Annotated in this window: 16 protein-coding genes; 8 read left to right on the top strand and 8 right to left on the bottom strand. The window is 49.7% G+C overall.

What is annotated here, in order from left to right:
- Nucleotides 1-26 precede the first annotated feature (26 nt).
- Nucleotides 27-2390, top strand: coding sequence for an OstA-like protein (locus ACFQRK_RS18155; protein WP_379009256.1), 2364 nt, complete (start codon nt 27-29; stop codon nt 2388-2390).
- On the opposite strand, the gene ACFQRK_RS18150 is transcribed toward ACFQRK_RS18155, so the two are convergent.
- Nucleotides 2320-3051, bottom strand: a complete 732-nt coding sequence (locus tag ACFQRK_RS18150) for an SDR family NAD(P)-dependent oxidoreductase (protein ID WP_379009254.1) — start codon at nt 3049-3051, stop codon at nt 2320-2322. The two genes, ACFQRK_RS18155 and ACFQRK_RS18150, sit on opposite strands and share 71 nt — an antisense overlap.
- Nucleotides 3052-3238: 187 nt before the next feature.
- On the opposite strand from ACFQRK_RS18150, the gene ACFQRK_RS18145 reads away from it, so the two are divergent.
- Complete coding sequence (locus ACFQRK_RS18145; RefSeq protein WP_379009252.1) at nt 3239-3697, top strand: cold-shock protein; 459 nt, start codon at nt 3239-3241, stop codon at nt 3695-3697.
- Nucleotides 3698-3845: 148 nt separating this feature from the next.
- Complete coding sequence (locus ACFQRK_RS18140; protein ID WP_379009250.1) at nt 3846-3956, top strand: four-helix bundle copper-binding protein; 111 nt, start codon at nt 3846-3848, stop codon at nt 3954-3956.
- A gap of 8 nt (nt 3957-3964) precedes the next feature.
- On the opposite strand, the gene ACFQRK_RS18135 is transcribed toward ACFQRK_RS18140, so the two are convergent.
- The 7 genes from ACFQRK_RS18135 to ACFQRK_RS18105 form a co-directional block, all read right to left on the bottom strand.
- On the bottom strand, nt 3965-4594 hold the full coding sequence (locus ACFQRK_RS18135; protein WP_379009249.1) for a gluconate 2-dehydrogenase subunit 3 family protein: 630 nt from the start codon (nt 4592-4594) through the stop codon (nt 3965-3967).
- A 27-nt stretch (nt 4595-4621) separates the two neighbouring features.
- Nucleotides 4622-6358 carry a GMC family oxidoreductase gene (locus ACFQRK_RS18130; protein ID WP_379009247.1) on the bottom strand — a complete coding sequence of 579 codons (1737 nt, stop codon included), beginning with the start codon at nt 6356-6358 and terminating at the stop codon, nt 4622-4624.
- 171 nt (nt 6359-6529) lie between these two features.
- Nucleotides 6530-7108, bottom strand: a complete 579-nt coding sequence (gene rdgB, locus ACFQRK_RS18125) for an RdgB/HAM1 family non-canonical purine NTP pyrophosphatase (protein ID WP_379009245.1) — start codon at nt 7106-7108, stop codon at nt 6530-6532.
- Entirely contained in the window at nt 7105-7563 is a 459-nt protein-coding gene (locus ACFQRK_RS18120) for a hypothetical protein (RefSeq protein ID WP_379009243.1), read from the bottom strand. The genes rdgB and ACFQRK_RS18120 overlap by 4 nt, the downstream gene beginning before the upstream one ends.
- Nucleotides 7564-7606: 43 nt before the next feature.
- On the bottom strand, nt 7607-8587 hold the full coding sequence (locus tag ACFQRK_RS18115) for a deoxyhypusine synthase family protein (protein WP_379009242.1): 981 nt from the start codon (nt 8585-8587) through the stop codon (nt 7607-7609).
- A 91-nt stretch (nt 8588-8678) separates the two neighbouring features.
- A complete protein-coding gene (locus tag ACFQRK_RS18110; RefSeq protein WP_379009241.1) occupies nt 8679-9776 on the bottom strand; it encodes a mandelate racemase/muconate lactonizing enzyme family protein in 1098 nt (365 codons plus the stop codon).
- Between the two features lie 137 nt (nt 9777-9913).
- Nucleotides 9914-11224, bottom strand: a complete 1311-nt coding sequence (locus ACFQRK_RS18105) for an ammonium transporter (protein ID WP_379009239.1) — start codon at nt 11222-11224, stop codon at nt 9914-9916.
- Between the two features lie 394 nt (nt 11225-11618).
- Here ACFQRK_RS18105 and dnaE point away from each other — a divergent pair, with 394 nt between their 5' ends.
- The 5 genes from dnaE (at nt 11619) to ACFQRK_RS18080 (ending at nt 20168) form a co-directional block, all read left to right on the top strand.
- On the top strand, nt 11619-16043 hold the full coding sequence (gene dnaE, locus ACFQRK_RS18100; protein ID WP_379009238.1) for a DNA polymerase III subunit alpha: 4425 nt from the start codon (nt 11619-11621) through the stop codon (nt 16041-16043).
- 174 nt (nt 16044-16217) lie between these two features.
- Entirely contained in the window at nt 16218-16535 is a 318-nt protein-coding gene (gene trxA, locus ACFQRK_RS18095; protein WP_379009236.1) for a thioredoxin, read from the top strand.
- A 274-nt stretch (nt 16536-16809) separates the two neighbouring features.
- Entirely contained in the window at nt 16810-18282 is a 1473-nt protein-coding gene (rpoN, locus tag ACFQRK_RS18090; protein WP_379009234.1) for an RNA polymerase factor sigma-54, read from the top strand.
- Nucleotides 18283-18363: 81 nt separating this feature from the next.
- Nucleotides 18364-19251, top strand: a complete 888-nt coding sequence (locus ACFQRK_RS18085; protein ID WP_379009232.1) for a hypothetical protein — start codon at nt 18364-18366, stop codon at nt 19249-19251.
- Nucleotides 19252-19295: 44 nt separating this feature from the next.
- Nucleotides 19296-20168 carry a carbon-nitrogen hydrolase gene (locus tag ACFQRK_RS18080; RefSeq protein WP_379009231.1) on the top strand — a complete coding sequence of 291 codons (873 nt, stop codon included), beginning with the start codon at nt 19296-19298 and terminating at the stop codon, nt 20166-20168.
- Nucleotides 20169-20175: the final 7 nt, after the last annotated feature.

Below are 20175 nucleotides of genomic sequence, written 5' to 3'. Positions count from 1 at the left end.
AGCGCATTTTATCTAAGTTTGCTCCTGTGAAGAAAAGCCTCCTATTCATATACCTTTCGGTGTTTATTTCCTCCCTCCTGTATGGGCAGCAGCGGGACGAATTGAGGCTCATTTCTTCGTCGCACAGCCGCCTTAACGCTTCCACCGGTAACATGATGAATTATCGTCCGGTTTACGAGCACCACGGCTCTACGCTGTCGGCAGACAGCGGTTACGTTTATAGTGATGAAGAGAAAAAGCAATACTTCGATGCTTTTGGCAAAGTGATTATCACCCAGCCCAACGGTACGGTTATTTTCGCCGATAAACTCCACTACGTGGCAGAGACCCAACTCGCCACACTCACCAACAACGTGCGCATGGTAGATGGAAATTCCGTACTCACCACCAACTACCTCACCTATAACATGAAGAATGGTGTCGGCACCTATACCGGTGGCGGGCGGATTCAGAATACCACCGATACCATCACCAGCCGGAACGCCACGTATTTTGATCAAACCAAGGACGCCTATTTCAGGTACGATGTAGTGGTGCGCACGCCGGATGTGAAAATATATACCGACACCATGCGGTACAATTCGGCGACGAAAATCACTTATTTTTATGGCCCTACCAACATTAAGGGCAATGATGGCGAAAATCTTTACACCGAACGGGGCGAATACAATACAGAAACGGAACAGGCATGGTTCGATCGTAACAACCTGTATACGTCTGGAAGCCGGTTCCTCCGTGGTGACAGCCTATTTTATAACGGGCAAACAGGCAGCGGACGCGCTGTAGAAAATGTCGTATTCATCGATACAGCCGACCAGTTTTTTGCCTATGGGGGTATGGGTCTTTACCAACGGGGCGATGAATCCATTACCATGACCCGAAATCCGCTGGTCATGACGGTCACACGCAACGATAGCACCGCTACCGGCAACTCGGCAGCCGACAGCCCGGCCTCACCGCCAGACAGCGTTTCCGCCGATACCCTGAATCGTGCATTGCTTTCCGGGGATAGCCTGAAACGGCCCGTTGCCGATCGACCTGCGGTCGACACAATCTACATGACGGCCGACACGCTGTTTTCCCGGGTTATCCCGTTAAAGGATTATGTTCCCAAAATCTTCGAACTCGATCGCGAAGGTGGCGCACTTGATGAATACGAAGACCAAGATTACGGCGAAGGCTTTGATGATGCAACGTTTCCGCCGGATAGTTTATCGGGGCCTCCCGCGGACTCTCTCAGCAGCCGGCCGGATTCACCGGACGATGTTCCAGCGGTTCCGCGAGACAGCAGCAAGACCGCACCGGACAGCGTGGCAAACGTCGATTCCATACCATCCGAAGTCGCCTCTCCGACCGATTCAGCCTTACTTAAAACCCACATCAAACGGGTTGAGGCGGTACCGCTGCGGCCGGAGGCTACTCACGATGTACTGGCCCGCAATCTTGCCGCAGACAGCATACTGCGCGCACAATCCCGGATACCTACCGGTGGCGAAGCAGACAGCCTCATGGCCGGTGCCGCAGCGGCCATCGCCCGTCCTCCCGCCGATACAATAACGATGGATTCACTTGCCAGTGATACGGCCCGAACCCGTATCGTCAAGGCATACTATAATGTAAGGCTATTTAAGTCGGACCTACAAGCCGTGGCCGATTCGGTATACTATGGGTATCCGGATTCCATGATGCGATTCTTCGGCAGGCCCATGATCTGGGCCCAAGGTTCACAGATGACCGCAGATACCATATACATGCAAATCCGTAATGAACAGCTGGATAACATGCTGTTGGTGAGCAATGCATTTATGGTAAACACCCAATTGGATTCGACCAAGTACAATCAGATTAAAGGCAGGCGGATCACGGGATTTTTCAGTGACAATACACTGGAACGGATGTTTATCGATGGAAATGCTGAAAGCCTCTATTACGTCGTCGATGAGGAGCAGAAAACCTACACCCATATGTACCACAACCGTAGCAGCCGCATCAAAATATTGGTCGACAGTAACCAAATCACCCATTTTATCCCGATCCGGAGCATTGATGGCCGGGCATATCCCATACACCTGGTCGCCCAGGAAGACGAAATATTGGAAGGGTTCGTATGGAAGCCGGGCGACCGCCCGACGTCCAAAGAAGATCTGCTTACGCGCCGCAGGCAGCCAGCAGATACCCCTACAGAAGCCCCTGCCGATACAACCGGTGCACCTAGTAGGCAACCCCCTGAAGTCGAGACGGACTCATCGGCCACCTCCGATCCGCCTGATGTTCCCAGCGATGCCACCTCATTCCGCCGTCCAGATCCGGTGCCGCATTTTACATCCGTTCGTGCAACCAGTTGGGCAGCCATCGGTAGAGCCAGGCGACGATACGCCAGCGCCCCGTGACGTAAATAACTTTCCGGCCGCGGCACAACCCGCGGTAGATTTGTTCAGCGGCTTTGGTCACCGGCGATACCCAGAATCGCACGGGCGATTTGGCAGCCGGGGTATCGACGAAACCAGGGCAAATATCGGTAACGACAATTCCGTTATGTTCCTTATAAGCTTTTTGCCGTAACCCCTGCAGGTAGATAATCTGGTATGCCTTGGTAGCGCTATATGCCGGTGCCTGTCGACTGCCCCGCATACCCGCTACCGAAGTGATGGCGGCCAATTGGCCATACCCCTGTTTTGCGAAAAAGTTAAACGCCCAATCGGCAAGACAGGTAAAAGCATCCACGTTCAGTGCAATCATGCCGTGCTCAATCTCAAAGTCGAGTGAACGATTGACATCTCCACCCCCCGCGCTGATTACCACGATGTCCAATCCGCCCATTGAAGCGGCTAAAGCTTCCAGGTTTGCCACGGCGTTTTTGGTGTCCGTCACATCAAAAGATCGGAACCGATACCGCTCAGGGCATGTATCTGTTAACTCGCGAAGGAGGTCTTCCCTACGCCCTGTGATGCCTACCAGATGGCCTTCAGCGGCCCATAACGCGGCCAATGCACGCCCGATACCCGAACTGGCCCCAATAATCAGTACCTTCTTACAATTTGTTTTACCCATGCCCTTCCCTTTTGGGGGATAAAGATAGGAGTTTCGTTCCGGTGAATTTCGCCATCCGGTTTTCATTTGTTACCTTTGTATAGAGTAGCACTTCTCACCTTTCGTTTTTGCCTGCTTACTCGTTAGCAAATCGTCGAATATGCTCGTTAGTTGTTACCAACATTACTGTTTAATTTAAAATTTATCAATGGGAAGATCACAAGAAACATTCAACAAAAAAGAAAACGCAAAGAAAAAACTACAGAAACAGAAAGAAAAAGAGCAACGCCGTGAAGAAAGGCGGCAAGCTGCTGCATCCAGCAAAGGAAAAAGTTTGGATGAAATGCTGGCGTATGTGGATGAAAACGGCAACATTACGACGACACCGCCCGATCCCACTAGACTTAAACCGGTATCTCCGGACGAAATCCGGATCAGTACGCCGAAACTGGAAGATATCGACGACGATTCGGGAGTACGCAAAGGCCGTGTCGCCTACTTCAACGATTCGAAGGGATACGGCTTTATTTCCGATGCGCAAAGCGGGGAACGCATATTTGTACATATTAACGACCTTACCGAACCGATTGCGGAAGACGATCGCGTGGAATTCATGGTATCCAAAGGACCTAAAGGCCTGCAAGCCAACTCCGTAAAGAAGATTTAGTTCGCAAAGCGCAAGCCTTTTTTGTATCCTGCGAACTGCAAATCAGTGACACTAAACTCGCGTCGGAATTCCGAGAGCCTCGCTTTTCATGAAAGAAAATGAACGTTTTGGGATGAATGCTACCTGCAAGGTAGATCCGTAAGCTTGGATGGCATATTCACTAAATGTGGGCACTTCCAAACAAATGGACCATTGCCGGGCGTGCGCCGAGGCGTGTCGACGATGTGGCGAAGCTTCCCGGCAAATGGCCGCCGCGTAGTATGTCCGCTAACCCCAGGCGTCTTTAAAGCCATGGGCCTGGAGCACATCCTGTGGAACGCCGTCCCACACTCCCGGCCGGTTACCCACGTAGCCAATATCCTTTACGCCAATTTCGCTGGTAAAAAAACCTGACGCCGTCAAATTCCGCATCAAGCTGAAAAAGGCTACGCCCTGTCCCATTCCTGGCTTTGCTTTAGCCGGGTAAGCGATCTCGTCTACCAACTCCAGTTGCTGCGATTTTTCACATTCGGCGAATGTTTGGCCAAAACGCCGTTGGCTTTGCACATTCAGCCATTTTAACCCACCGCGCATCGGCGTCTGATAGGCAGGAATATCCTTGACCATAAACTCGATGAATGCCGGCACACCCGCATCTGTCGCACTTCCCGAAATATCGTCGGCGGGTATAATGATATCGGCGAGTACCCCGATGGTAGCAAGTTCGTGATCGCTGAAGAATTTCTCGCCTGCCAGTTTTCCGTTACGTGCGTGTTCCCAGTCCTGTACACCGGGGAGCTTTTCTACATCGGTTGCCGTTCCATTGCCCGTTTTGGCTTCTGGTCTGCATCCGTCCAGTAGCAACGCGCCCCCCGCTGCCGCCAGACCCAAAGCCTTGAGTGAATCTCTTCTATTCATTGTGATTGTCTGATAACCGCTTGTTTGTTAGATATTCAGTTTATTGCGTTGTTCCAGGATGTGATCCGCAGTCCGCATTGATAACGCCAGGATCGTCCAGGTGAGGTTCTTGTCTCCCTGTTGCACAAACGGACCGGCATCCACCACAAACAGGTTGCGGCAGTCGTGCGCTTGGCTCCATTTGTTCAATACCGATTTTTTCGGATCGTCGCCCATCCGGGTAGTCCCTCCCTCGTGGATAATTTTTCCGGGAGCTTCCAGCCCATACTTGGTCTCCGGTCCCGGCATAGGTGAGGGCACGATGGCTCCCATCTCGTGCAGGATTTCCCGGAAGGTCTCCTGCATATGCTTGGCTTGTTCTACTTCTTCATTTGCCCATTTATAATGGAATCTAAGTACGGGAATTCCATATTTATCCACCCGTGAAGGGTCGATCTCGCAATAGTTATCGTAACGGGCCAAGGCTGTTCCGCGACCTGCCATCCCCACACTTGCCCCATAAAATCTGCGGTAATCCTCCTTCAGCGACACGCCGTAGCCGCCTTGTTCGCGCTGCTGTCCTGATTTAGTCGGAACCAGATGGTTCACATTCGGTACCCAGTCCATAAATCCATACGAAGGCATATGCATTCCACCCCCATACTCAATGTGATAGCCTCGTGGGAAGCTCAGCTTGCTATTGTCCCCCCACCAAGGTGAGTAAATATGGACGCTGCCCACGCCGTCCTCGTTGTACCGCTTCCGGTCCAGCAGCTGCGGCAGAAAACCTCCGGCACTGGCACCTGTAGAATCATGGAGATAGCGCCCTATCAAACCGCTGCTGTTGCCTAGCCCTCCGGGATGGGCGGCCGACCGGGAATTTAGCAGTAACCGTGCGCTCTCGCAGGCACTTGCCCCTAAAATAACCGTCTTACCCCGAACCGTATATTCCTGAAGATCTTTTGTATTTACGTAAGACACCCCGGTAGCGAGCCCTTCGCTGTCCGTCAGCACCTCCCTTACCATCGCGTTGTCAATCACGGTCAGGTTGCCTGTCTTGATCGCCGGTATTACCAGGCATGAAGACGAGGAAAAATCGCCGTATACCCTGCATGCCCTGCCGCATTGGCCGCAGTAGAAGCACGTACCGCGGCCCTCCACGCCCGGCAACGCCTCGGTAAGCACCGAACCCCGCCCGGCGATTACCGGTACGCCCGCCTTTTCCGCACCACGGCGGATATACAACTCGTTCAGCCGTGGCTTCGGTGGTTTTAAAAAGATGCCATCTGGCTCGTTATGAATACCTTCCACCGTTCCATAGATCCCGATCATGCGGTCTACACGGTCGTAATAGGGCTTCAATTCATCGTAACTGATCGGCCAGGGATCGGTTATCCCATCTTTCGGTTTAAAATCATCAGGACCCATCCTTAAGGAAATACGGCCCCAGTGGTTTGTTCGGCCTCCCAACATCCGCGCACGGAACCACTCGAATTCCGTTCCTCCGGCACGTGTGTAAGGCTCGCCGTCCAGTTCCCAGCCTCCATAGGCTGCATCAAAATCACCAAACGGACGGACGGTGCTTGCGCCCCGCCGGGGAGATTCCCATGGCCACCGTAATTGCATCGTATCCTTAGCGGGGTCAAAAAAAGGCCCCGCTTCCAACATCAGCACTTTTAAACCCGCATTGGCCAAAATGTAGCCGGCCATACCACCGCCGGCTCCCGAACCTACCACTACCGCGTCGTACACCTGGGGGTTTTCTTTGATTTGATAAGAAGTCATCTTCTATGGCTTATAAATAGTTATTGCTTAGTTTAATAGCTGATGAACAGGTCATCCAGCCGCTATCAGAGGCCAAATATATAATTTTTATTGACATCGAAACAAAAGAAATAGCTAAAACGATTGTGCTAACGCCGATCTGTGGCGGCTTATGCCTTCAAGTCAATTGATTTAATAAGTGGTTTTCAAAAACTCAGCGAGTTTAGACACCGCAATAGAACGATGGCTAATAGCGTTTTTCTCGGCCGCGCTCATCTGCGCAAACGTCTGGCTACGTCCGCGAGGTGTAAACAATGGATCGTATCCAAACCCGCCGTCGCCTGCCCGTTCGAAGCCGATGTCACCTTCCACGATCCCCTCAAAGAAATATTCCGCCCCGCCAACGCGCAGCGATATAACCGTCCGGAACCGAGCCCGCCGATCCGTGTGATCACCCAGTCGCTGCAACAGCAAATCGATGTTCTTTTCCATATCCCGCGTTCCGGAATAACGTGCCGAATACACGCCGGGCTCGTTGTTCAGCGCGATCACCTCAAGCCCGGAATCATCCGAAAAACAATCACGTTGATATTTATCGTACAGATAACCGCTTTTTTGGGAGGCGTTCGCCTCGAATGTATCGCCGGTTTCCGGAATTTCGTCAGCACAACCGATATCGGCCAATGTTAAGATACGAAACTGATCACCGACAACCGCCTGTACTTCTTCCAATTTGTGAAGGTTATTGGTTGCGAAAACTAACTCCATCATACCAGCAATGTTTTTATAGTGGCCCAAAACAACCGCTTCTTTTCGGCATCCACCAACATCTCGTCAAACGAATGGGCTTCGAAAACCGTTAAGCCATCGGTCGCGTCCCAAGGCAGTGCCGCCCCTAACGTGACCACTACCTTGGGACTAAAAAAAGCGATCAAATCGGATTTCGCCGGAACCGCCGGTAGCTTTCCGACATTCAGCACCGCCACGTCATCCACAGACAATTTCAGTGCCGCCAGGGTTTTAGCAAATGCCTCCAGTGCGGACTCCGACATCCACTCGTATCGCGTTTCGTGGGTTAAAAATAAATAGTTTCGTTTATTCCCGCCGTAATAAGAAAACCGGGGCGCAACACCGGGAACCGTTGGTTCGTCCATGCCGAAGATGGTTTCTGTCATCAGATACCGTAGCGCCAGGGGATCCGTTGTATGCAAGGAAAGACTCTTCATCCGCTTGATTTACGACTGAATGATACGATTGTTGATTTTGGATTTACTGTCCCAACACCCAAGCGAATATCAGTGGGGCTACGATGGTAGCATCGGACTCAACGATATATTTGGGCGTATCGATATCTAATTTTCCCCATGTGATTTTCTCGTTGGGAACTGCGCCCGAATAGGATCCGTAAGAGGTTGTTGAATCCGAAATCTGGCAGAAGTATGACCAGAAAGGCACATCGTGCCACTCCAGGTCTTGATACATCATGGGTACAACGCAAATGGGAAAGTCTCCGGCGATTCCACCGCCTATTTGGAAGAATCCCACACCTTTTCCTCCCGAATTGGCGCGATACCATTCGGTCAGATATACCATGTATTCAATGCCGCTTTTTACGGTTGAAGCACGTAGCTCGCCTTTAATCACGTACGAGGCAAAAATGTTACCCGTAGTGGAGTCTTCCCATCCGGGAACCACAATCGGAATATTTTTTTCTGCAGCCGCCAATATCCAAGAGTTCTTCGGATCTATTTCGTAATACTGTTCTAATTCGCCCGACCGCACCACTTGATACAAAAATTCATGCGGAAAATACCGTTCGCCCCGTTCTTCAGCCCCTCGCCATACTTTCACGAGATGGGCCTGCAGGCGCCGGAACGCCTCTTCCTCAGGGATACAGGTATCTGTAACGCGGTTGTAATGATTTTCCAACAAGTCCCATTCCTCCTGCGGACTCAGATCGCGATAATTGGGCACACGCTTATAATGTGAGTGGGCGACAAGATTCATCACATCTTCCTCGAGGTTTGCTCCGGTACAGCTAATGATAGCCACTTTATCCTGGCGGATCATTTCAGCCAGTGAAATCCCCAGTTCGGCCGTGCTCATCGCTCCGGCTAATGAAATCAGCATCTTTCCACCGGCATCCAAATGAGTTTCGTACCCCTTGGCTGCGTCTACCAATGCCGCTGCGTTGAAATGCAGGTAGTTTCTTTCAATAAATTGAGATATTGGACCTCTTGTTTTGTTCATTGCTCCGTTGTAACTTGTTTTGTCTACAAAGGTAGGGTTTTCGTACGAAGTTGGAAGTACGAAGTTGGCCCTGCGGCTGAAATCATCGGATTTATACCGTCCAATGTTCGCACATGCGGAGAAAGGTATCATCCACGTCGGCTCCGATGCCGGGCAATTCGGGCGCCAAGATATCATATCCGTTATAGTAGACACCATTTACCACCGGATCCTCCAGATGGCCGATTAGACAGGTGTCCAGATCAAAAAACCGAACATTGGGTGCCGTGTACGCAAAATGCACCGCCGCCGAAAGTGCAACGCGGGTTTCCAACATTCCGCCGATCATGCAGGGAAGGTTCTGGTTCGCTGTAACTTCGTGGATGCGCAACGCCTCTGCGATACCACCGGACTTCGAGAATTTAATATTGATGTAGTCACAACCTCCCTGCATCGCTAATCGCAATGCATCCCGGTGGTTGTAACAACTTTCGTCGGCCATGAGCGGGATGGTTGTCTTTTTTCGCAGTTCGGGCAGCAGGTGGTCGTCGTAGCTGGGTATAGGTTGTTCGCAAAACTGGATATCGAAAGCCTCTAATCCTTGCAAGGCACAGACCGCATCGTTGTAGAGCCACCCCTGGTTGGCGTCAACGCGGATGGTTACCTCGGAGCCGATGGCGTCCCGTATGGCTTTGATGCGAGCCATATCAGCATCGGGGGTCTTACCCAGTTTCACTTTTAGGACTTTGGCACCCCGCGTCCTAAAGGCTACCGCCTTTGCCGCCATCTCTTCAGGCGACCCAATGCCGATGGTAATGTCGGTGGTAATGGGCCGCGGTGTTCCCCCCAAATACGCATATAGCGGAAGTCCCTCAGCTTTGGCCGCCAGATCATGCAACGCTATATCGAAAGCACTCTTAACCGTTGAATTTCCGGCAACAAAGGCATCAAGTTCAGCAAGTCTCTCAGACAAGGCCAAAGGATTTTGGCCTTTCCAAAGTCGCGCAAAATCACGGGCGAGAACCAGGCAGGTATCCTGTGTCTCGCCAACAATCATCGGAAAAGCGGAGCATTCGCCCACGCCGTAGATACCTTCGTCGGTATAAATGCGAATGAACGTATTCTGGGCATAATCCATGGTTCCCGTGGCGATAACAAACGGCTCCATGCGGATGCTGAAACGGTAAATTTCGGTATGTGTAATCTTCATTTCTGGTTCCGAAAATAAGAAAAATCGGCGAGCTTTACAGCTGACTTAACGATCCCTCGCAAAATCGCAAAGCCGCGAAGTGAACTTTTCCAAGCGACTTGGCGGCTTTGTAGGGATCTCGATGCCACTACAAGAATCTAAAGTCTCTCGCCGTGCTGACTGATGTCGAGCCCCATCTCCTCGTCTTCGGGAGACACCCGAAGCTTGGTAATAGAATCCGTAACCTTGAGAATGACGAAGGCCATAATAAGCGTAAAAACAACTGCACCGATCAATCCGACGATGTGCGCTGTAAACAGTCCGGTCTGGCCGAAGAAGAGGCCATCTGTTGTAACCACCCCATTGATAGTCTTCGTAGCAAATACTCCTGTCAGCACCATTCCGACCATCCCCCCTACGCCATGGCTTGGAAAAACATCCAACGTATCATCTACGCGCGAGCGGGTACGCCACTCGACAACGAGTCTGCTGATGAGGGAAGCGATAACGCCGATAACGAGCGAATGGGGAACAGTTACAAATCCCGCGGCGGGTGTTATCGCAACCAAACCGACCACCACTCCGATACATACTCCCATGGCCGTGGGCTTCTTGCCCCGTGCGGCATCGAAAAAAATCCAGGCCAGCGCCGCAGCTCCCGATGCCGTACTGGTGGTAGCCAACGCGGTGGCCGCCAGTTCATTCGCGCCGAATGCCGATCCCGCGTTAAACCCAAACCAACCAAACCACAGAAATCCGGTTCCCAAAATTACATAAGAAATCCGGGCCGGATCATGTCCACCGTTCGAATTGCCCTGCTTAAGGTATAATGCCGAGGCCAATGCCGTGACGCCCGCCGACATGTGTACAACGGTACCGCCGGCAAAATCGAGTACCCCCATGCCCGCTAATAACCCATCTGGATGCCAGGTAGCGTGCGCAAGCGGCGCGTAAATAAAGATAAAGAACAAGCAAAGAAACAACACATAGGAAGTGAATCGGATCCGCTCAGCGAATGCACCGGTGATCAACGCGGGTGTGATAATGGCAAATTTCAGTTGATACATCGCAAACAAGACAAACGGGATGGTGGGCGCGCCCGGCCAATTAGGGCCGCCGATAACGCCATCAAACATAAAATAGGTAGCCGGGTTACCGATAACCCCGCCGATCGATTCGCCAAAAACCAAACTAAAACCGAATACCACCCAAATTACCGCAACTACAGCCATGCAGATAAAACTTTGCAACATTGTCGAAATGACGTTCTTCTTTTTGACCATACCTCCATAAAAGAAGGCCAGCCCGGGCGTCATGATTAAAACCAACGCGGTGGAAGTCAGCATCCAGGCGATATCCGCTGTGTCGTACGCGTTGTCGCCTTCAGCAGGCAATCCCGGAAAGAAAAGCGCAAACAGCGTTACAATCAGCAGAAAAACAAACGGAATAGTAGATTTCTTTGAATACATTTGATTAAACTTTATATTTTGGCGCTAAAGTAATTATTAATATAACAAAATGATAAATAATTTTAGATATTTTTTATAAAAAATGAAATTAACAACCATATTTATTAAAAAAATACCATAAAAAACACCACATCATCAACAAATAACAAACAAAAACCCCAATTCAACAGTAAAAAAGCATATAAATTGCAAAAAGCACCCATAACAACACATGTTATACACCAACAAACAACCCCAATCAACTCCCATACGATGTGGAAAACCTAAGTCATATCAATCCAACCAATTGGCATCTTGATCACCTCCGAGTTTATGACATCGTTAGGCTTTGCTTATAAAAATCCGTAAGTTTGTTGGGGTTAATTACTTCCCAGGGTAATTTTTGAGGTAAGCGATGTATTTGATTTTTGACACCGAAACAACCGGTCTTCCCAAACGTTGGGATGCTCCTATTTCCGATACCGACAATTGGCCACGATGCATCCAAATAGCGTGGCAATTACACGATTCGATGGGCAACCTGATCGATCATCAAGATTACTTGATTAAACCGGATGGGTTTAACATCCCCTTTGACGCAGAACGTATCCATGGCATCTCCACCGAGCTAGCCACAGAACGGGGTGTGCCACTAACCGACGTACTCGAAAAATTCAACACAGCATTGGCCCAAGCAAAATTCGTGGTAGGCCAGAACATCGGTTTTGATATCAACATCATGGGGTGTGAGTTTCATCGGTATGGCGTGGATACCCCATTAACTCAACTATCCGTACTAGATACGTGTACCGAGATTACCGCAGAGCTACTTCAGCTTCCGGGCGGACGTGGCGGCAAGTACAAGCTGCCTAACCTCACCGAACTGCATCAGTACCTTTTCGGGATTCCCTTTGCCGAAGCACATAACGCTACCGCCGACGTAGAAGCGACCGCGCGTTGTTTCCTCGAACTCATCAAGCGGGAGACGTTCACACCCACCGATTTACAGGTAGATACGGGATACTTTGTAGAATTTCGCACGTGTAACCCCGAACCCATCCAGCCTGTCGGGTTGATACACATCAATCTGAAAGCGGCCTCGGATGAAATCCGGAAGCGCCTGCAACAACAGACTGCAACACCCGTGCAGGACCTCGAAGCCAATCGGCGCGATATGGCAAAGGTGGATTTCGTTCACCTGCACAACCACACCCAATTTTCCGTTCTCCAATCCACGATATCCGTAGGCGATTTGGTGAAAGCAGCGGCAGCCCATCGGATGCCTGCTGTAGCCATTACCGACCACGGCAATATGATGGGAGCGTTCCACTTTGTGAGCAACGTACTGAACCATAATAAAGCCGCTGAAGCAAAAAATAAGGCTGCCATTGAAAAAGGCGAAACTCCGACGGAAGTGATTATTAAACCCATTGTAGGGTGCGAGTTCTACGTCTGCGACGACCATACGGACAAATCACGCAAAGACAACGGTTATCAGGTTGTCTTTTTAGCGAAAAATAAAAATGGCTATCACAACCTGGCTAAAATGTCGTCCATCGCTTATACCAAAGGGTTTTATTACGTCCCTCGTATCGACCGATCAATTATCGAACAATACAAGGAAGATGTCATCGTACTCTCGGGCAACTTGTACGGCGAAATCCCCAACAAACTTCTCAACATGGGCGAAAACCAAGCGGAGGAAGCCCTGCTATGGTGGAAGGATACCTTTGGCCAGGATTTCTATATCGAGCTCATGCGGCATGGGCAGGAAGACGAAGACCGGATCAATCAAAGTCTCGTTGCGTTGGCCGAGAAACACCAGGTAAAAATAGTAGCAACCAACAACACGTACTACATTAACAAAACCGATGCTCACGCACACGACATCCTCCTGTGCGTAAAAGACGGAGAGAAACTGGCGACTCCGAAAGGGCGCGGACGCGGCTTCCGCTTCGGACTTCCGAATAATGAGTATTATTTTAAATCGGGCGAGGAAATGAAAAAGGCTTTTGCCGACCTTCCCGATGCCATCCTGAATATTCAGGAAATCATCGACAAGATTGAACCCTATTCGCTCTACCGCGATGTCTTGCTGCCTAAGTTTGAAATACCGGAAGAATTCCAGGTGGAGGAAGACAAGCTAGACGGGGGCAAACGAGGTGAAAACAACTACCTCCGGCACCTTACCTATCGAGGCGCAGAAGGGCGCTACCCGGAGATCACACCCGCAATACGTGAGCGGCTGGATTTTGAACTGGCCACCATCGAACGTACCGGATACCCCGGCTATTTCCTCATTGTACAGGATTTCATCGCAGCCGCGCGGAATATGGGCGTATCGGTAGGTCCGGGCCGCGGATCTGCCGCCGGATCGGCCGTTGCATACTGCCTGGGGATCACGAATATCGATCCCATTGCGTACGATCTCCTGTTCGAACGGTTCCTCAACCCCGACCGGATATCCATGCCCGATATTGATATCGACTTCGACGACGAAGGACGCGGCCGGGTCATGGATTACGTCATCAAAAAATACGGTGCCAACCAGGTAGCCCAAATCATTACCTATGGCACGATGGCTGCCAAATCATCCATCCGGGATACAGCCAGAGTTTTAGACCTTCCCCTATTTGAAGCCGACAAGATTGCGAAACTCATCCCGAACCTGAAGCTTAACAAGATCTTCCATATGGATGCCCAGGCACTGAAAAGTGCGCTTCGCTCGGAGGAGCTGGAAAATGTGCAGCAGTTGGTATCCATCGCGCAGGGAGGCGGACTTGAAGCCGAAACCATTAAACAAGCGCAGGTGCTCGAAGGATCGCTCCGTAACACAGGTATCCATGCCTGTGGGGTTATTATTACGCCCGATGACATCACCAACTTTGTTCCTGTGGCTACGGCGAAGGATTCCGACCTGTATGTAACCCAGTTCGACAACTCCGTAGTGGAAAGCGCTGGTTTGCTGAAGATGGACTTTCTGGGGCTTAAAACCCTAACACTCATCAAGGACACCGTGAGTATCGTCAAGCAACGCCATGACATTGACCTCGATCCGGACAAATTTCCAATTGATGACCAGAAGACCTACGAGCTGTTTCAGCGCGGTGAAACCATCGGCATTTTCCAGTACGAATCGCCTGGCATGCAAAAATACATGAAGGAGCTCAAGCCTACGGTTTTTGGCGACCTCATCGCAATGAATGCGTTGTACCGGCCCGGGCCCATGGAATACATCCCCAGCTTTATCCGCCGGAAGCATGGCTTGGAACCGATTACCTACGACCTCGACGCGTGTGAAGAATATCTCAAGGAAACCTACGGCATTTCGGTGTATCAGGAACAGGTGATGCTTCTTTCCCAAAAACTGGCAAATTTCACAAAAGGCGAGGCCGATGTGCTGCGTAAGGCCATGGGCAAGAAGCAACGCGACGTATTGGACAAAATGAAAGCCAAGTTCATTGAACAGGCCGCCACCAATGGACATCCGTCGAAAGTCCTGGAAAAAATATGGAAAGACTGGGAAGCGTTTGCGAGCTATGCATTCAACAAATCACATTCCACCTGCTATGCATGGGTAGCCTACCAGACCGCATACTTAAAAGCACATTATCCTGCAGAATACATGGCGGCGGTGCTCTCCAACAACATGAATGACATCAAGCAGGTCACCTTCTTTATGGAAGAATGCAAACGCATGGGACTGCAAGTGCTGGGTCCGGATGTAAATGAATCCTATTACAAATTCACCGTAAATGATAAAGGTGCGATCCGCTTTGGCATGGGCGCTGTAAAAGGAGTAGGTGCAGGAGCCGTGGACACCATTGTGCAAAGCCGGAAAGACAGTGCTTATAAATCCATCTTTGACCTGGCCCGGCGCATTGATTTGCGGGCTGCCAATAAGAAAGCGTTTGAAAGCCTGGCGTATGCAGGTGGATTCGACTGCTTTGCAGGCACGCACCGTGCTCAATATTTCCATGTGGATGGTGACGGGGGGTCAACGCTGGAAAAAGCCTTGAAATATGGAGTCAAATACAAGGAGAATGAGAATTCGGCCCAGGTGAGCCTTTTTGGCGGAGGCAGCAGCGTTGAGATTCCGGAACCTACCCTCCCTTTTTGTGCGGAGTGGGGACTTATCGAGAAGCTGAAATACGAAAAAGACGTTATCGGCATCTATTTGACAAGTCACCCGTTAGACAACTACCGATTTGAAATCAGTCATTTCTGCCAGCATCCCGTGCGATTGCTCTCACTGATCGACAAAATGAAAGAGTCCGAAGTGGACGAAGAACTGCGCATGGAATTCAATAAGATCAAGAATCGGGAATTGACGATCGGCGGCATGGTCACCTCGGCAAGCCACCGGATCACCAAAAACGGAAAACCGTTTGGCGTAATGGTCTTCGAGGATTATTCAGACTCTTACGAAATCGCCTTATTCGGCGAGGATTACGTAAAAATGAAGGGATACCTTAATGAAGGCTATTTCATACAGGTGAAGGGAATCATCCAGGAACGCTTTCGGCAACCAGGAAACTGGGGCTTTGAAGTCAAAGGAATGCAGCTCCTATCGGATCTTCGCGACAAACTGGCCAAATGCCTAACCATACAAGTGCCGCTGCATGAACTAAATGACGGTTTTGTCAGCCGTATCCAGCACCTGGTCCACACAAATATCGAACAACACGAGAACACGACCTGTCAATTGAAATTTGCCATTCGTGATTTTGACTCCGAAATCAGTGTCGAGATGCCCTCCAAAGGATTGAAAATCAGCCCAAGTAATGATTTTATAGAAGCACTTATGGAGTTGAATGGTGTCAATTACAAGTTAAATTAATGTCAGATTGTCCGGATGTATGCCGTGGCAATGATTTTGATAGTTATCTTTGTGCGAGTGAGAAATGGGAAAGTGGAGTAGTGGGTAAGTAACGAGTAAAATCAATAATTAGCGTAAAATAAGCTGATGGCCGACAGTTGATTGCTGGAAGCCGCAGCATAACTAACTAACATCATGGCATTAGAAATCACAGACAGCAACTTCGATGAAGTTGTATTACAATCAGACAAACCTGTATTGGTCGATTTTTGGGCTGAATGGTGCGGCCCTTGCCGCATGGTAGGCCCCATTGTTGAAGAATTGGCCAAAGAATACGATGGCAAGGCGGTGGTAGGCAAGGTCAATGTAGACCATAATCCTGACATATCGGTAAAATATGGCATCCGAAATATCCCCGCATTGCTTTTCTTCAAAAATGGTCAAATTGTCGATAAGCAAATCGGTGCGGTACCGAAATCCGTATTGACCGACAAATTGGTCAAACAGTTATAAGAAGAAACAGCACATAACTGATGATAGCCCACCCGTGTTAGACGCGGTGGGCTATCGTTGTTTTTGAGTGTTTGCAAAAGGCCAATTGCGGCGTTCACACAAAGAATACCAAGCGCTTGTCTTTATTGCAAAAACACGTAAAATCAGCTCGGTGCTCATTGCGTCAAAAACTTTGTGTATTTTGCGTGAAAATGGAGCCCAAGGCTCCTTCCTTTTGAGCGGCGGCGCATGCAGGTTTCGGGTATTTTCTGTATGTTTGTGAAGTAATTTGATTATGCTAAGACAGACTTTACAACAGAAGTTATTACAAAAATTATCACCCCAGCAAATTCAGTTTATCAAATTGCTGCAGGTGCCTACGGTTTCACTGGATACTCGTATTAAGGAAGAACTGGAAGAAAATCCTGCCCTGGAGGATATAAGCCTGGCCAATATGAACGAGCCTACGGAAGAATATCCCGATAAAGACCCCGATGAGAGCTTCAACGAGGACGATCAAACGACTGATCCGGATGAATTCAATGTGGATGATTATCTCCAGGCGGATGATATAAATGACTACGGTGGTGGCCAAAACAGCAACGGCGATGACGAAGACGACCGCAAGGAAATTCCCATAGCCATCCAAAACTCATTTTTTGAAAACCTTCAGCAACAACTGGATCTGCTTGCTTTATCCGACAGAGATTTCCTGATCGGCCAGCAAATCATCGGCAGCCTGGATGACGATGGCTACTTAAGGCGCCCTATATCATCGCTCATTGATGACCTCGCATTTTCACAAAACGTCATCGCGGAAGAATCCGAAGTTGAAGAGATGCTCAAAGTCATCCAGGAGTTTGACCCACCGGGTATCGGCGCCCGCAACCTGCAGGAATGCCTGCTTATCCAACTCCGCAAAAAGGATCAAGACAATCCGATCATCAAAAAGGCGATGGCGGTGGTGGAAGATCATCTCGAAGAATTTACCAAGAAACATTACGATAAACTGGAACGCTCGCTCAACATCAATTCTGACGAGCTGAAAGAAATCGTCAATGAAATCTTAAAGCTTAACCCTAAACCAGGAGATTCAGGTGCGGTAGCAGGGAAACAATTGCACATCATCCCTGATTTCCACATCACCAACAACGATGGGGTTTTGCACCTCACCCTGAATGCGCGTAACGCTCCCGAGCTTCGCGTAAGCCGCTCCTATCAGGAAATGTTTGACCACTATGACAAGGCCGCACAAAAAGACAAGAAGATGAAGGAGGCCGTGCAGTTTGTCAAGCAAAAACTTGATTCGGCAAAATGGTTCATTGACGCCATCAAACAACGGCAGCAGACACTACTCAAAACCATGAATGCCATCATGAATTACCAATATGAGTATTTCCTGACCGCTGATGAAAGGAAACTGAAGCCGATGATCCTCAAGGACATTGCCGATCGCATCGATATGGATATTTCAACGGTGTCACGGGTAGCCAATTCCAAATATGTGCAAACGGAATTCGGAACGTTCCTGTTGAAGTCTTTCTTTTCGGAAGCAATCCAAACCGATACCGGCGAGGAAGTGTCCAATAAGGAAGTAAAGAAGATATTGGAAGAATGTATTTCTACAGAAAATAAACGGAAGCCGTTGGCTGATGAAAAATTGACGGAAATATTGAAAGAAAAGGGGTACACTATCGCGCGCCGTACGGTGGCGAAATACAGGGAAGCGATGGGCATACCCGTCGCACGGTTGCGAAAGCAGCTTTAATGAGCGTATTGCAGCGATCTCTAGCTCATTGCCGTTAAAACCGTTGAAGGCAGCATGAATGCCTTTAAAAACATACAGATAATGAATAAACAAATTATGATGAAAACTTCGTTTCTTTTTGCTGCCGTGGCATCGGTATTACTGGGATGTACCGGCACGCAACCCAACAACCAAGAGGCTACCGAAACCCCGGTGTCGCCCGAACTGTCACTTTCCTGGAAAACCGACACAACGTTTACCGGTTCGGAATCAACGTTATACGATCCGGCGGCCGATGTTATTTATGCTTCCAACGGAAACACCAAAGCGGGAGAAAAAGATAACGATGGATTTATATCCGTTATTAATACAGATGGCACCGTTCGCAACCTCAAATGGGTGGAAGGGAATCTCCACGCGCCGAAAGGCATGGCCCTCCTTAACGGAAAACTTTACGTCACGGACATTGATGAAATAAAAATCATTGATGTTGCTTCTGCGTCAATTGAAAAAAGCGTACCCGTGGACAGCGCGGTCTTTTTGAACGATCTCGCCACGGACGGGCAGCAGCTGTACTTCTCGGATACCCGAGCGGGTAAAATTTACCGCATGGCCGCCGACGGTAGCTACACAGCCATTTCGTCAACGAGTCCGAATGTCAACGGGTTGGAATGCTACGAGGGGCATCTGTATGCATTGGACGGTGAAGGCCTAAAGAAATTCAGCAACGATGGGCAGTATACCCAAGAAACGATCAATACGGAAGTGACCGGTGGCGACGGATTAGTGATACTTAACGACAGCACGTTTGTCGCCAGCCGGTGGCATGGTGAGATCTTCTTTATCCGTGGCAACGAAACGACGGTTCTATTGGACACACAGGCGGAAAAATCCAATACAGCAGATATCGGTTTCGTGCCGGACAAAAATCTGGTGATCGTCCCCACATTTCTGAAAAACGAAGTTGCGGCATACGAACTGAAGTATTGACGTGCTTTTTCGTATCTTTGTGCCCTCATTAATACGATAGCATCATGACCAACGTGAAAATAGGGACGGTACAAATGAGCTGCGTGGCTGACAAAGCCACCAACTTGGCAAAAGCGGTCGATCAAATCCGTGTAGCTGCCGCCAAAGGCGCGCAAATCATCTGTCTGCAGGAACTGTTTACGTCGCTCTATTTTTGCGACGTCGAAGACTACGACAATTTTGAGTTAGCGGAGCCTATTCCCGGGCCGTCAACGGAAACGTTGCAGGCCGTTGCGGCCGAATTGGGCGTGGTCATCGTTGCTTCCTTATTTGAAAAGCGTACGCAAGGTTTGTATCACAATACGACCGCCGTTATCGATGCCGACGGTGCATACCTCGGAAAATACCGGAAAATGCACATTCCTGACGATCCGGCTTATTACGAAAAATTCTACTTCACCCCCGGAGACCTGGGGTATAAAGTTTTTAAAACACAGTATGCTACCATTGGGGTGTTGATTTGCTGGGATCAGTGGTATCCGGAAGCCGCGCGGATCACCGCATTGATGGGGGCCGAAATTCTATTTTTCCCGACCGCTATCGGCTGGGCCACGGATCAGGATGAAGAGACCAATCAGGATCAATACAATGCTTGGCAAACCATCCAACGCAGCCATTCGGTAGCCAACGGCGTACCCGTAGTCAGCGTAAACCGCGTAGGGTTTGAACAGGACGGTGCGATGAAATTTTGGGGCGGAAGCTTTATCACAAACGCTCAGGGCCGGTTGCTATACCTGGCCTCGCACGATGCGGAAGAAACTGAAGTCACCGACGTGGATCTATCCCAGTCGGACTATATCCGGAAACACTGGCCTTTCCTGCGCGATCGGCGGATTGATAGTTATCAGCCAATTACTAAACGGTTTATTGACGAATAGCGGTCAA

The sequence above is a fragment of the Parapedobacter sp. GCM10030251 genome, assembly GCF_042666505.1.
Classification (GTDB): domain Bacteria; phylum Bacteroidota; class Bacteroidia; order Sphingobacteriales; family Sphingobacteriaceae; genus Parapedobacter.
This window is presented reverse-complemented; position numbering and strand designations above follow the sequence as displayed.

Coding starts and splice junctions, on each gene's coding strand:
- trxA (WP_379009236.1), top strand. CDS start 16,218: ATGGCATTAGAAATCACAGACAGCAACTTCGATGAAGTTGTATTACAA.
- ACFQRK_RS18130 (WP_379009247.1), bottom strand. CDS start 6,358: ATGACTTCTTATCAAATCAAAGAAAACCCCCAGGTGTACGACGCGGTA.
- ACFQRK_RS18135 (WP_379009249.1), bottom strand. CDS start 4,594: ATGAATAGAAGAGATTCACTCAAGGCTTTGGGTCTGGCGGCAGCGGGG.
- ACFQRK_RS18085 (WP_379009232.1), top strand. CDS start 18,364: ATGAATAAACAAATTATGATGAAAACTTCGTTTCTTTTTGCTGCCGTG.
- dnaE (WP_379009238.1), top strand. CDS start 11,619: ATGTATTTGATTTTTGACACCGAAACAACCGGTCTTCCCAAACGTTGG.
- ACFQRK_RS18140 (WP_379009250.1), top strand. CDS start 3,846: ATGGCATATTCACTAAATGTGGGCACTTCCAAACAAATGGACCATTGC.
- ACFQRK_RS18120 (WP_379009243.1), bottom strand. CDS start 7,563: ATGAAGAGTCTTTCCTTGCATACAACGGATCCCCTGGCGCTACGGTAT.
- rpoN (WP_379009234.1), top strand. CDS start 16,810: ATGCTAAGACAGACTTTACAACAGAAGTTATTACAAAAATTATCACCC.
- ACFQRK_RS18145 (WP_379009252.1), top strand. CDS start 3,239: ATGGGAAGATCACAAGAAACATTCAACAAAAAAGAAAACGCAAAGAAA.
- ACFQRK_RS18150 (WP_379009254.1), bottom strand. CDS start 3,051: ATGGGTAAAACAAATTGTAAGAAGGTACTGATTATTGGGGCCAGTTCG.
- ACFQRK_RS18080 (WP_379009231.1), top strand. CDS start 19,296: ATGACCAACGTGAAAATAGGGACGGTACAAATGAGCTGCGTGGCTGAC.
- ACFQRK_RS18115 (WP_379009242.1), bottom strand. CDS start 8,587: ATGAACAAAACAAGAGGTCCAATATCTCAATTTATTGAAAGAAACTAC.
- ACFQRK_RS18110 (WP_379009241.1), bottom strand. CDS start 9,776: ATGAAGATTACACATACCGAAATTTACCGTTTCAGCATCCGCATGGAG.
- ACFQRK_RS18105 (WP_379009239.1), bottom strand. CDS start 11,224: ATGTATTCAAAGAAATCTACTATTCCGTTTGTTTTTCTGCTGATTGTA.
- rdgB (WP_379009245.1), bottom strand. CDS start 7,108: ATGATGGAGTTAGTTTTCGCAACCAATAACCTTCACAAATTGGAAGAA.